Source organism: Kitasatospora sp. NPDC023176, assembly GCF_055560495.1.
Map to the genome: position 1 here is coordinate 132,834 of NZ_JBVHIP010000017.1, position 13,620 is coordinate 146,453.

Genomic DNA, 13,620 nt, shown 5'->3' on the forward strand with positions numbered 1-13,620 from the left:
GCCGATGTTCCGCAGGCTGCGAGTCAGGCGATCGGAGTCCTCCTCAGCCTCGCGTGAGCGCGAGGGCGATGGCGCGGGCGATCGGCTGGCCGGTGTGGGCCTCGTAGTAGGTGTAGGCCGGGCAGGGGTTGACCTCGAAGCAGTAGACCTCGCCGTCGTCGGCCAGCATCAGGTCGATGCCGGCGAGGGCGAGCCCCAGCTGCCCGGCCAGGCGCAGGCAGCGGTCGGCGAGGTCGTCGGGGGGCTGCCAGGGGGAGAGTTCGGCGTGGCCGCCGTCGCTGTGGGCGTAGCGGTAGTCCACCCGGTCGGTGTCGATCCGGGTGGCGAACACCTCTCCGGCGACGGTGTGGACCCGGACGTTGGTGCCGGTGAGGTAGCGCTGGAACTGCACCGGGCAGTAGCGGATGAGCGGCAGTCGGTCGACGGCCGGCTGATCGAGGAGCCGGACGATGGAGCGGACCCCGCTGATCGACTTGTAGACCAGGGCACCGTGCTCCGCCCGGAACTCCTGGACGAGGTCCGGGTCGTTGGTCACCAGGGTCTCCGGCACCCGGAACCCGGAGCGCTGGATCAGCTGCGCCTGGTGCGGCTTGGACATGTTGGAGGCCATCGCGCGATCCCGGTTCATCACGCAGCCGGGGGCGAGCTCCAGCCAGGTGCTGAGGGCGGAGTGCCAACTCCCGCAGCGGCGCTGCGTCTCCTCGTCCGCGTCCCGGACCTCGGGGAGTCTGCGCCAGTCCATCAGCCGGGCGAAGACGCCGGTGACGGCGGCGAGGTCGATGGAGCCGCCGTTGTGCCGGAGCCGTCCCCGGACACCGCTGCCGGTGGCCTCCAGCTCGAACGGCAGCTCCTGGAAGCGTCGTTGGTGGAGCACGGAGTACGGCAGGCCGAGGGCGTCGAGTTCGGCGGTGACCCGGGCGACCGGCGACTCGCTGGCGATTCCGCAGACGATGATCACGGCGGGTCCGACCGGAGCCCGGTCAGGTGCTTGAGCAGGTGGTCGAGGAACGCGTCGCCGCCGAGGCGGAGGTCGGGCATCGGCGTCGCCCCGGCGAAGGCGGCCGGTCGCCGGCCGTCGTGCTGAAGCGCGATGCCGAGCAGGTCGGCCTCGGCGAGCCGGGCGAGCCGGACGTACCCCTCCTCGTCCCCGGGCACGGGCGCGCCGAAGATCTGCTCGCCGAGCACCAGGACGTCCCTGCGACCGGACGGATCCGGTGGTGGAGGAGCGGCTCGGGGCGCGGTGTCGGGGTCGCTGGAGATCACGGCCGGTGGGACCGGCAGCCCCGCCCTGGCCGCGAGCGCGGTCCACTCCGGGTCCGAGCGCCAGGCCCCGCACAGGCCGTACCCGACGGGCGGGTTGACCGAGACCGGGGCCAGGCAGGTGAGCAGGCTGAGCAGCAGCGCGTGCAACTCCTCCGCGGCGTACACGGCGTCGGCGTGGGTGTCGAACGGCAGGTACCCGAAGGGCGCGCAGGCCACCCGGTTGAGCACACCCTCGACGTCCCGGCTGGCGAGCACCCGCCCGTCGGGCAGGACGAGTTCGAAGCTCGCGCCGTCCGGGTCGACGCGGTGCGCCGTCCGGGTGGAGCCGAGCAGGGCCTGCGCGGAGAGCAGTTCCAGCGGTTCCAGCCCGCGTTCGCGCAACCCCTGGTACGCCCACAGCGCCGGCTGGTCCGCCGGATCGCAGAGCACCAGCCACATGCGGCACCTACCCTTCGGCCGGCCCCGGCTCGGGGGGTTCGTCCCGGAGGGCGCTGTCCGAGAGGTCGGGGCGCTGCGCCGGCGGGATGAAGTGCTCGGGCGGTTGACCGGCCGGGGACGCCGACTGCATGAGGTCGGCAGGATGCTCCTTGGACGTGTCCTTGTCGTCCTTGTCGTCCTTGTGTTCCTTGCGGTCCTTGCCGTCCTTGTTCTCCTTGCCGACGTCCTTGTGCTCCTTGCTCTCCTTGTCCTTCTCGGTGCGGGCCAGCTGCAGGGTGACTTCCTGCTCCACCGGATCGTTGCAGTCCAGGACGAAGGTGGCGTCCACCGTGCTGGTGACGGGGGGTAGGGACGCGGCGGTGATCCCGATCGTGAGGTGGTCGCAGCCGTTGGGCTGGAGGGGGAGCGGGAAGTCCTTCAGCACGTAGCCGGCGCCCATGGGCTGGTCGGCGGCACCGTTGATGGTCAGGGGCCCGGTGCCGATGTTGGAGATCGGGATCACGATGTCCGGGAGGGCCGTGCCCACCAACACCGTCCGCTGGATCGGGGTGGTGTCCATGACGATCCGGGGCTGCTGGGCCCGCTCCGGGCTCGACGCGGTGGACCAGACGAAGCCGAGTTCCACCGGGTCGGTGTTGGTGAACCGCACGGCCCAGGGGCGGTCGCTCGGATCGGTGATGTCGATCTGCACGGCGAAGACGTCGAAGCCGAGCCGGTGCCAGGAGGCGCTTCCGACCGGTGCCAAGGCCTGGTCGACGACCGAGGCGGTGGCGGGCGCCTCGGGGACGCTGGTGAGCGGCCCGTTCCGTGCCTGGATCTCGATCTGCGGTGGCCGTGCGCCCACGGGCGCGCAGTTCGGTCCGAGGGCCACCACCAGCAGGGCCCAGGCCGCCGCGGGCGGGTCCACCACGAAGGGGAGCACCCCGGTGGAGGCGAGGTGCGCCAGCCGGATCTGGCCGGTGTCGGGAAAGATGTCCACCATGATCGCTCCTTTCGTCGCGGAGGCGCCGGGGGCGTCCGTCACCACGTTCCGAGTGGTACGACGTCGAGGAAGACCGGTCGCCCTGTGGCACTGCCGGCGGGCACGGGTGAGGTCTCGAACTCCCGGACCACCAGGCGCTGGGCCCGCTGCCCGGTGTCCGGGACGCTGATCGCGGCGGTCTGGCCGAGTACGGCGGAGGACGTCAGTACGGTGGACCAGCCGGTGACGCCGTCGGGGGCCGGCACCCCCGGGTCCTGGACCTGGAGTTCGGTCCGGACGGTGGTACCGGCCCCGCCCGGTCCGGGGCCGAGGCCCTCCAGGGTGACGCCCGCCCGCCCCGGGCTCCGGGTGACGGTCAGCTGCCGCTGCGGGGCGAGTTGGACGGGTTCGGTGAGCACCACCGGTGAGACGGCGGGGAGACCGGTGAGGGTGTACTGCTGGTAGCGGGCCAGGGCGAGCCGGACGAACGGGAAGTAGGAGGCGGCGACGACCGGCGCCAGGTCCAGGTCGGCGAACCAGCAGTCGCCCTCGGCGTCGAACTCGACCTGGTACAGGGCGGCGTCCAGCTGGCGCTGGAGTTCGGGAAGGGTGACCTGGGCCCGCTGCACCGCGTTGACCTGGGCGGCGGTCAGGACGGCGGGCGGCGCCCCGGTGTCCCTGATCGGGTCGCGGCCGGCGACCGTGACGCACCGCAGGGCGTCGGAGGGCACCGGTCCGGACGGGAAGGTGAGCACGGCCAGGGCCTCGCCGTCGCCCGAGACGTACCAGGGCCGTCCGAGGAAGACCCGCAGGCCGCCGCCCGCCCGCAGCCGGGTGAGCGACTGCTGCCCGTCGGTGCTCCGGGTCCAGCGGAACGACGGTACGCAGCGGAGCAGTTGGGGGGCGGGAGGACGCACGGTGCTCGGCACGTCGAGGTCGGTGAGCTGCCCGGAGACGGTGCAGGCGCCGGGGTCGGTGGCGAGGACGCGCGTGAAGCAGTCCTCGAAGCGGGACACGGCCGTCACGGCGTAGCTCACGTGGTGGTGGCGGGTGTCGCCGAACTCCTGGCGGATCACCGGGAACGCCTCCAGTTGCGCCAGGTGCTGGACCTCGTACGAGCCGACGTGCGCCGTCCGCCGGGTGGTGGTCGGTGCCGCGGGCGGGTTGTCGTCCTGGTCGGTCCACTCGGCGTGCAGGTCGATCCGCCCGGTGCTGGGGATGTCGATCGCGAGGTTCTCCGGGCCGAGGACGGTGTCGCGGTCGCCAGGCGCCCGGTGGGCCGTCAGCTGCCCGTGCGGGTCGACGAGGGGGCGTTGCACCGCGTGCACCAGGGTGACCGTGCGCGGCGGTGTGATCAGGCGGTTCCGGCCGGCGGCGACGTCCTGGTAGGCCTGGCCGTGCGGCACGTTCGGGTCGATGCCCTGCCAGAACCCGATGCCGAACAGCGGGACGTCGTCGAAGGTGGGGCAGGACGGGATGTCGAAGGTCACCTGCTCGGTCGGGCCGAGCGCGACCGTGACGTGGCTCGGGCCCGCCTGGCTGACCGTGCAGCCGCTCGCGGCCGCCTCCAGCCGGATGGACGCGGTCCGCAGCCCGGGCCAGGTGCCCTGCCAGATGGCGAGCACGTCCGTGTCGGCCGGGACGATCGCGCCGGGCCGCCCGTTGACGGGGTCGATCGGCCGGGGCCGGGCCTTCAGGGCGGCGCAGGCGCTGCTCCGGTCGGCCAGCCAGGGGAGTGGCGGGTCGGTCTCGGGCACGATGACGTACGGAGCCGGCGCGGCCGGTCCGGCGGCGACGGTCCGCGAGCCCGGGATGTCGGTGAGCTCGCCGTCGGCCAGGGTGGCGACGTCGAAGAGCGCGGACACCACGGTGTCCGGCGCCGCCGGGCCCAGCGCGGAGTCGAAGGCGCCGTCGTACTGCGTCGCCAGGGCGAGCGAGCACTTCGGCGGCAGCAACTGCCGCAGGTCGTAGGGGCGGTAGCCGTGCAGGGCCGCATAGGCGTCCGCCGTCGTGCCGCGGTCGCTGCGGATGACCATCCGGTCGTGGCCGTCGCCGTCGTCCCACTCCCGGGTGGGCACCAGCTCCGGGGGCGGCAGCGGTTCGAAGCGCCAGTAGGGGACGGGGTTCGTCTGCGCTTCGCCGGCGCCGACCTCCTCGGCGCGCAGGCCGCCGCCGGTCAGGTCGGCGATCCGGACCCGGAACCTGTACGTGCGGCCGAACCGCAGGCGCGGAAGCGAGCCGGGGTCGCACTCCACCACCGTGTCGAGGGGCCGGGCTCCCGGCGGCGGCATGGTGTCCCCGGTGCCGGTCACCCGCTCGGGCCGCGAGGCCACCTGGCTCCAGCCGTCCCAGCGCGCCACGATCTGGTGCAGGTACAGCGCGTCGGTGTCGCCGAAGCCGGTGACCACCGAGCCCGGCCGCAGGTAGCCCTCGTCCAGCAGGCCGTTCGGCAGCAGCGGCACGCCGCCGACGGTGTAGTGCACCCGGCGGCGGCAGAGCGAGTGCCAGGTCCGGCTCGTGCTGTCGTACACGTCCATCCGGTAGCCGCCGAGCAGGGAGTCCGCCAGCAGGGGGGAGGCGAGCAGCCCGCTCGGGGTGCCGCGCTGCTGCGCCCGCTGGAGCTGTTTGCGGTGCTCGTCCTCGCGCGAGAGGTCGAGCAGGGCGAAGCCCGCCGAGTGCAGGGCGGGCAGCGCCCCGGGTGGGACCGGGGAGGATTCCCCGGGCGGGGCCGCGGTGGCGTCCGAGCGGGCCGCGCTGACCAGCCGCAGGGCGGCGCCGTCCACGTCGAAGGGCAGCAGCTCGAAGCGGGCGTTCCCGGAGGGCGCGGGGCCGGCACCGGCCAGGGGGAGGAGACCGTTGCTGAAACCGGTGGAGGTCGGGCCGTCGACGGAGGCGGGGACGAAGCGGGTGCCGCTGAGCGTGTAGGCGGTGGTGGGGCAGAGGTCGCTCTGGGTGGCTCCGCTCCAGCCCGGGGACGGGTCGGGGTCCGGGTGGGGCCAGCGCGGCAGCACGCTCAGCTCCGCGGGGTGGGTCGCGTCCACCGGGGTGAGCCCGGCGACGGGGACGGCGAGGTCCATCAGCAGGCCGAGCGCGCGCAGCACGACGGGGTGGTCGGTGAGGTGGGCGACGCTCTGGTGGAACTCGGCGGCGGGCGGGGCCGCGGTCCGGCGCGTCGGCGGCGTCGTGCCGGCCGCGCCGCGCCGGTAGAAGGCGTACGCCTGGGCGAGGGCCGGGGTGGTGGTGTCGGCGGGGGCCGCGTCGGGGGGCCCGTCGGGGGGTGCCAGCAGGCCGGGCTGCCACTGCGCGGCGACCGTCCGCAGCGCGGCCCGCAGTCCGGGGTCGCTCTCCGGCGCCGCGCCGCCGTGCGCGGCGTGCGCCTGGGCGGTGGCGGTGTAGATGCCCTTGACGTCGGTGCCGGCCTGGCTGGCCGGGAAGGTGCTGACGTCGCGACCGTCGTAGGAGCCGGGCCGGTACGGATCCACCGGCATGGTGGCGGCGAACAGCGCCTGCCAGAACGCGAGTTGCTGGTCCGCGGGGAACTGGACGGCGCTCCCGTCGAGGGCGGTGTACGGGACCCGGACGGCCGGTAGCGACTGCCCGGAGCGGCGGACGTCGAAGCCGACCCCGGCGAGCCGCCGCGGCCAGTCCTGCATCCCGAAGTCCGTGACGGTGAGCGCGGCTCCGTCCGGGCCGATCAGGCGCGGCGTCAGCAGCACCGACAGCAGCGCCATCGGCGTCGGCTGGCCCGGGACGGCCACCACCCGGCCGGCCGGGATCACCGTCCAGACGAACTGCCGTTCCAGGCCGGTGGTCGACATGGCTCACCTCCCTGCGAACGCCCGGCAGTAGGTCTGCCACGGGAAGGACTGCCCCTGCGGCCCGAGCGCGGCCCGCACGGACGGGTCCGAGCCGGTCGCGGCCGCGGTCAGGGCGGGGCGCAGCCCGGCGGACGGCGGGCAGTTGCCGAAGCACTTGTGGCACTCCAGTGTGAAGGACTTGGAGAAGAAGGTCAGGTCCACGGTGATCACCAGCCTCGCCGAGCCGCTCAGCGAGCCGGTGGTGGCGTCGTACGCCAGGGCGAGGGTCAGCTCGATCGAGACGCTGATCAGGCCCAGCAGGGAGACGCTGCCGCCGATCCGCAGGTAGCCGGTGATCTCGGTGTCGGTGCGGTTCTTGGCGAAGACGACGCCGCCGAAGACGTGCACCTCGGCGGAGACGATGACGAAGTCCATCGCGACCGAGGCGCCGAACTCGATGCCGCCGGTGAAGGTCTGCAGCCCGCTGTCGGTGCCGCCCGCGCTCAGCCCGAGTTCCAGGTACCCGCCGCCGCCGAAGCCGGAGACCGTGACCAGGAACGGGCGTTCCCGGGTGCCGAAGGCGAAGTCCATCACGATCGGCTGGTTGCTCAGCGAGAGCGTGACGGCGGCCTGCACGGTGAGGTTCTGCACGCTGAACACCAGCAGGCTGACGGTGGGCACGGCGACGGTGTACGAGGCGGTGATGGACGTGGCGGTGTTGGTGATCCGCGGGCCGTTGTCCCCGATCGGGAGGTACCGCTCCAGGGTGGCGAGGAAGCCGAGGTTCCCGCCGAGCTGGACGTCCGCCAGGTGGACGGACAGGTTCAGCGGCCGGCCGGGGTCGGCGGTGAACCGCACGGACGGGAAGCTGAGCGTGACGTACGCGGGGGCACCGGGGTCGGGGACGATCAGGCTGAAGTCGGTGATCGTCCCGGTGGCGTGCATCTCGGGCTTGCCGTCGACCACTGTGGCTCTGACGTCGAGGTCCAGCGCGCAGTCGGAGCCGGGGTGGAAGACCTTGACGGCGTTCCCGAGAGCCTGGTGCCAGGTCAGTTCCGCGGTCGGGGTGGGCGTTCCCTGGTCCGCCGTGGGGGTGGGCGTCGCCCGGTTCGCCGTGGGGGTGGGAGCCGGCCGGTTCGTCGTCGGGGTGGTCGTCCCCGGGGTGGTCCAGAGCAGCTTCGGGGGCTGGGAGACGACCTGGATGAGCTGGCTCAGCGGGACGACGCCGAACAGGGTGGCGTCCTGGGCGAACAGCTTGGTGGGGTCGGTCTGGAACGCGTCACTGACGGCGGGCCCGAGCGTGCGGGAGATCTGCGACACGGTCATGTTGGGCGCGGACAGCCCGCCGACCCGGGCCCCGGCGGCCCCGAAGTCGAGCGTGCGCGGCGTCACCAGGTCGAGCAGGGCGTCGGGCGGCGGGCTGCCCCAGGGGGTGTCGACGAGCGCCTGGGAGATCGTCGCCGGGAGCGCGGGGAGCGGGCCGAGCAACTGGCGGACGGCCGGCAGCCCGACGGCCAGCTGGACCACCTGCGGGTAGAAGCCGACTCCGCTGGGGGACAGCCCGGCGGCGACCCCGCCGAAGGTCATCGACTGCACTTCCTGGACGGCGTCGGCCACCACCTGGGTCTGCGAGGCCATGACCAGCGGGATGCGGGCGCCGATGTCGGAGAGGGGCCGCCCGAGGGTGGCGAAGGCCCCGGTGGCGGGGCCGCGCCCGTAGATCCCGTCGAGCGTCGCACCGTAGGCGGCGCCGGTGGCCGCGTCCTCGACGAACAGCAGCGGCAGGTTCAGCTCCACGTACTCCGGGCCGGCCGTGGCCTGGAGGGTGAACACCACGGGGGTGCCGGCCCGGGCGGGCCAGAAGCACCTCGGCGGGGCCGCCGAGGAGTCCAGCGGGATCCAGGAGGCGTCGTCCAGGTCCTCGGTCTGCCCGGGGTCGATCGCGACGCTCTGGAACGGGAACCGGCGCTCGTGCGGGCCGCCCGCGCCGATGCCGTAGTCGTCGCGCACGGGCTCGGTGACGACCAGGAAGGACTTGCGGTGCAGGGCGGCCACGGCCGGGTCGGCGCCGTCGAACCTGCGGTCGGAGACCTCGAGGTAGGCGGCCCGGTGGCCGAACGGGAACAGGGCGCCGGGGACGGAGACCTTGACGTGGAAGTCCCGGCCGAGGGCGGCGTCCTGGGCCCACTCCAGCTGGGGCCAGTGGGCGGCGGCGGTGAACCGGGCGCCGTAGGCGCTGAGGATCAGCCGGTCGACCGTGAGCGGGACGGTCGGGTTCTGGGCGGCGGCCGCGACGATCCTGTCGTACCAGGTGTCGAGCGGGGTGCCGTGGTCGGAGCCGTCGGCCAGGGAGCGGAGGGGCTGCGCCGTCAGGTGCCCGTCGGGGCCCGCGACCCGGCTGTGCCACAGTTCGGTGCCGCCCGCCGTGCCGGTGGCGGGCAGGGTGCGGTGGGTGCACCGGGCGTCGGGCTGCAGGGTGAGCAGCAGGTTCCAGGGGACTTCGAGCCTGGCCCCCGGATCGGTCGTGGTGGCCGCCGTGATGACCAGCGGCAGGCGGTTCATCGCGTCGAGCAGGCCGGCCACGGTGAGCGTGACCGGGTCGGGGCCGACGGCGAAGCACAGGGTGGACGGGCCGGCCAGGAAGCCCTGGGGCGGCCGGCCGGATTCCACCACGGTCTCGGCCAGGTGCTGCGAGGGGACGTCCACCAGCAGGTGGCCGCCGCCCGGGTCGGCGACCAGCTGTACGGTGCCGTCCGGCCCGGCCTGTTCGTGCAGGCCCTGGCTCCGGACGGTCAGGGTGACCAGGTCGTCCGGGCGCAGCACGGGGTAGCTGAGCGTGGCCGCGTCGGGCAGCTCCAGGAGCCGCCAGTCCTGCCAGCGGGTGTCGAACCGTCGGTGCATCAGCGCGCTGCCGGCCCAGACGGCGACCACGTCGGTGCGGCCGTCGCCGGAGGCGACGGCGGCCGGCCCGGGGCCCGCCGTACCGTGGGTGCCGAGGTCGCCGCCGAGGTCCTCCCAGCCGAGCCACGGTGACAGGGCGGAGTGCCGGAGGCCGTGGTCCGTCCCCAGGAAGACGTCACGCTCCGTCGCGGCGAGGCTGGTGAAGGACCGTGCGTCCCCGTCGGGGAGCGGGCCGAGTTCCTCCCAGACGGGGGGTTCGGCCGTGGGCGGGGCGTCGGTCTCGAAGCGGCCCCGGAGCAGGCGTCGTTGGGGGAGGTCCGCGACGAGGAGGTCGACCCGGTCCGGCGCGACGGCCACCGCTGCCGGGTGACCGGGTGCCCGCTCGCCCCTGCGGAGCACAATGGGCCCCTTGGCCGGATGCCAGTGCACCAACTCCCAGGACCGCGCGCCGGTGCCCAGGACGAGGTGGAAGTCGCCGGGTCGCCGCGCCACGACCGTGAAGCCGGTCACCGCGCCACCCCGGGCGAGCGCGCCGAGTGATGTCCAGTGCGGCCGGTCCTCGGCGCCCGGGCGCAGGCGCCACAGCTCGCCGTCGGGGCCGAGGGCGAACACCTCGACCGGGCCGCCCGCGAGCGCCGTCGCGCTCAGCCAGTTGAACCCGGGAGCGCCGGGCGCGGGCCAGGGGCGGCCGGACTCGCGCCACGCGTGCCAGGTGCCGTCGAACGTCCGGTGTCGCACGGCGCCGTCGGGTGCGCCGACGAAGAGATGGAGTCTGCCGTACCCCGGGGAACAGACGGCCAGGGCACGTGCCGGGTGGATTGTCATCGAGCGCCCCCAGCAGATGGACGCGGTGCCGGTCGACGGGGCCGAGGTGCTCGGCGCCCGTGAACTCTCGCCGGGTCCAGGCTATTCCCGGTTCGGCCGTGTATCAATTCCGGTGTCCCGCAAGGCGTCCGGGACCAGGGTGGCGTCACCGTGGGTAGGCGCCGGCGGACGTCTCTCTCGGTGACCGCGCCGTCACCCCCGACCCGGGGTCCGCCCGGCGTCCGGGCAGCGGGAAGGGGTGTGCGAGCACCGGTGACCGCGTGTCAGTTCGAAGACCTTGCGGCGCGTGACGACACCCGTGCTCGACCGTGCGGCTCGGCCGGATGGCGACGGTGGGGATGGTTCGCCCCGGAGGGCGGTCGGTCGACCGTCGAGGCTGCCGCGAGGATGCGGCGGATCGCGGCACTACGGCCCGACGACGGCGCTCCAGTCGGGTGCGGTGGCGGGGGCGAGGGCGCGGAGGTGGTTCAGGACGGCCGGGTCCTGGGCGTCGAGCCAGTCGGCGAGTTGGCGGAAGGAGACGCAGCGGACGCCGTCGCGGTGGCAGAGGTCCTTCATCGTCGCCTCGGTCTCCTGGAGCTGGGAAGGGCGCCCGGGGGCGAGGTCGGTGTCGATGACGAGTGGTGCGCGGCTGCCGTGGTAGACGCGGTCGAAGGCGTTCAGATACGTCTGCGGTGTCTGGTCGGTGGAGAGCACCTCGTGCGTGCCGGAGGCGTCGGGGATCCGCTGGAGCGGGAAGTCCCAGAGGCCGTCGGTCTGCGACGGCCAGCGCTGGGTGCCGCCGGGTGAGCCGGCGTCGTAGCGCCAGCCCGCGTCCTTCTCGGCGGGGAGCAGGTTCTTGCGGCCCTCCGGGCACGGGGCGCGGCCGCCGGCCAGCTCGGTCTGGTAGTCGAAGGGCAGCGGGGGCAGGTCGGTGAAGCCTGTTCCGGTCTTCCAGAAGTCGACCATCGAGTAGCCCTGGCCGATCTCGCTCTGCCAGTCGGCGGTCGACCAGTCCCCGGCGCCCTTCGGGCCGCAGAACTGGCCGATGAAGCCGTCGCCGATCTCGTCGCCGTCCAGCCAGGCCCGGCCCAGCTGTTGCAGGGTCGCGCGGACCTGGGCGTCGGTGGGGAAGGGGACGGCGGCGGTGCCGACGTCGTGCTGCGGCGGCTGGTACTGCCAGCGCTTCGCGGCGGGGAGCAGGTCGATGCCGCGCAGGAAGAAGGTCACCTGGGCGCCGTTCGTCGTGGCCGCCGTGCGGGCGCGGGAGAACAGGTGGTCGTCGTTCTCGGTGGGGGCGTCGAAGGTGAAGACCACGAACTGCGGCGGCGCCTCACCGGGCCTGAGCCGGACGGCCGTCGGCTGTCCGGGCTGGGGACCGGTGTCGGAGGTCGAACCGTCGCCGAGCACGGTGACGGAGGAACCGGTCTCGTCGGGTGTCGACCGGGAGTCGGGGGCGGCCGTGCTCAGGCGGTCCGGGACGGCGGGCAGGAAGGCGAGCGCGGCGACCACGCCCAGTGCGAGCACGGCGGCCGCACCACGGCGGCCTCCCGTACGTCCTTCGGTCACGGGTGACGGGTGCTCACTCATAGGGGTCGCCCGGTTCGGGGATCCGGCGGATCTGGCCCGCCGACAGGACGGGGACGGCGCCGTCCTGGTCGGCCCGTCCGTCGGGCTGCCACTGGCCGGTGACCTCGACCCAGGCGCCCTCGGGCGGTGCGTCGGGGCCGTGGATCTCGACCTTGCTGGTCAGCGCGTCGGCGGCGCAGCAGGAGATGGCCAGCCGGGTGAGGTACCAGCCACCCGGGTCGGGTGCGGGCGTGGCGAAGCCGGTGAGCCGGACCTGGCGGCCCTTGAGCGAGCCGCTGGTGTCCCAGCCGGCGCGGAGGTCGAAGTCCGCGAGCCGCATGGTGATCGGGCCGCCGTCGCCGGCCGCGGGCAGCGGCGCGAAGCCGCCGGCGGCCCCTGCGGGCCTGCCGGTGGTGTTGCCCGAGTGCTGCGCGGTGTAGGCGCCGAGCGCCTGGGGCTGGAGCAGGTAGATCGCCAGGACGGGCAGGAGGAGGAGCCAGGCGGTGCGGGGCGTACCGTGCCTGTGCCCGTGATGGGCGTCGGGTGCCTCGGCGTCGGGTTCGTCGGCGGTTTGCTCGGGGCGCAGCAACTCCCGGGCGGCGACGGCCGCGCTGACCAGGCCGACCGCGACGAGCAGCACACCGCCGGCGATCAGGTACGGCCGCAGGCCCTTGCGGACGTAGCGCAGGTAGAGCTCGCTGAAGAGCGAGATGTGCAGCACCGCGGCGCCGACCAGGATGTGCAGCAGTGCCCGGACTTCGCGCCTCACAGGAGCCACCAGCCGGTCAGGGCCGCCGCCGTGACGGCGACGGTGAACGTGGCGGCGGAGAACCGCCAGGCGAAGGCCCGTCCGAAGGTACCGGCCTGGAGGGCGATCAGCTTGGCGTCCACCATCGGGCCGACGACCATGAACGCCAGCCGGGCGGTGGGGGAGAAACCGCTCAGTCCGGCCGCGACGAAGGCGTCCGCCTCCGAGCAGACCGCGAGCAGGACCGCCAGCAGCGCCAGCACGAGGACGTCGACGCCCGGCAGCCCGGCCAGGCCGGTGAACAGATCGCGCGGCACCGCGACGTTGAGGGTCGCCGCCGTCATCCCGCCGATCACCAGGAAGCCGCCGGCGTGCAGGAAGTCGTGTTCCAGCGAGCCGCGGAAGGCCGCCCAGCCGGTCCGATCGCTCGACGGCACCCGGGGCCTGAGCCACTCCGGGCGGCCGAACCGCGCCCAGAGCAGCCCCATGACCACCGCGGTGGCGAGGGAGGCGAGGAAGCGCGCCGCCACCAGCTCGGGCTGCCCCCGGAAGGCGACGGCGGTGGCCACCAGAACGACCGGGTTGACGGCCGGTGAGGACAGCAGGAAGGCCAGCGCGGCCGCCGGAGCCACCCCGCGCGCGATCAGCCGTTCGGCGACCGGCACGGAGGCGCACTCGCAGCCCGGCAGCACCACCCCGGCCGCGCCGGCGATCGGCACGGCGAGCAACGGGTTGCGCGGCAGCGCCCGCTCCAGCAGCCGGGCCGGGACGAACGCGGCGATCGCGGCCGACAGCACCACGCCGAGCAGCAGGAACGGCAGCGCCTGCACGCAGACGGCGACGAAGACCGCCCCCCAGGCCTCCAGCCATGCCGGTCCCGTCCAGTCACCGAGGACGTGACGCCCGACCAGCACGGCCAGGATGCCGGCGACCAGCACTTCGAGCGAACCGATCCGACGGCGGGCACGGCCGGTGGGCTCCGCGGCCGGGTGCGGCCGGGCCTGGACGGCGATCTCGTCAGCCATGGCGGGCCGGACGCTCCTTCGCAGCGGGATTCTGGGGCGTGCCGCACCCCACGGCGCGGCCCGGGGCGAGTCTAGACGCGGCGGTCCGGCGGGCGGACGGCGGTGGTGTGTGCG

Annotated in this window: 8 protein-coding genes; all 8 read right to left on the reverse strand. The window is 74.2% G+C overall.

The genetic code is table 11. The features are described from left to right. Window positions 1-43: 43 nt before the first annotated feature. The 8 genes from ACZ3YL_RS23310 to ACZ3YL_RS23345 all read right to left on the reverse strand — a co-directional run bounded on the left by ACZ3YL_RS23310 (window position 44) and on the right by ACZ3YL_RS23345 (window position 13,506). Window positions 44-958, reverse strand: coding sequence for an MvdC/MvdD family ATP grasp protein (locus ACZ3YL_RS23310; RefSeq protein WP_188306813.1), 915 nt, complete (start codon window positions 956-958; stop codon window positions 44-46). Then, on the reverse strand, window positions 955-1,701 hold the full coding sequence (locus ACZ3YL_RS23315; protein ID WP_188306814.1) for a hypothetical protein: 747 nt from the start codon (window positions 1,699-1,701) through the stop codon (window positions 955-957). The genes ACZ3YL_RS23310 and ACZ3YL_RS23315 overlap by 4 nt, the downstream gene beginning before the upstream one ends. A 7-nt stretch (window positions 1,702-1,708) precedes the next feature. After that, window positions 1,709-2,683, reverse strand: a complete 975-nt coding sequence (locus ACZ3YL_RS23320) for a hypothetical protein (protein WP_465659533.1) — start codon at window positions 2,681-2,683, stop codon at window positions 1,709-1,711. Between the two features lie 38 nt (window positions 2,684-2,721). Continuing rightward, a complete protein-coding gene (locus ACZ3YL_RS23325) occupies window positions 2,722-6,480 on the reverse strand; it encodes a hypothetical protein (RefSeq protein WP_465659535.1) in 3,759 nt (1,252 codons plus the stop codon). 3 nt (window positions 6,481-6,483) lie between these two features. Further along, the gene (locus ACZ3YL_RS23330) at window positions 6,484-10,098 is read right to left on the reverse strand and encodes a hypothetical protein (protein WP_465659536.1); all 3,615 of its coding nucleotides are present in this window, start codon (window positions 10,096-10,098) and stop codon (window positions 6,484-6,486) included. A 492-nt stretch (window positions 10,099-10,590) separates the two neighbouring features. Continuing rightward, window positions 10,591-11,733: a polysaccharide deacetylase family protein gene (locus tag ACZ3YL_RS23335; protein ID WP_465659538.1), complete on the reverse strand. Its 1,143-nt coding sequence runs from the start codon at window positions 11,731-11,733 to the stop codon at window positions 10,591-10,593. Window positions 11,734-11,746: 13 nt separating this feature from the next. Further along, window positions 11,747-12,502, reverse strand: coding sequence for a TIGR03943 family putative permease subunit (locus ACZ3YL_RS23340; protein ID WP_465659540.1), 756 nt, complete (start codon window positions 12,500-12,502; stop codon window positions 11,747-11,749). Next, on the reverse strand, window positions 12,499-13,506 hold the full coding sequence (locus ACZ3YL_RS23345) for a permease (protein ID WP_465659542.1): 1,008 nt from the start codon (window positions 13,504-13,506) through the stop codon (window positions 12,499-12,501). The genes ACZ3YL_RS23340 and ACZ3YL_RS23345 overlap by 4 nt, the downstream gene beginning before the upstream one ends. Between the last annotated feature and the right edge of the window lie 114 nt (window positions 13,507-13,620).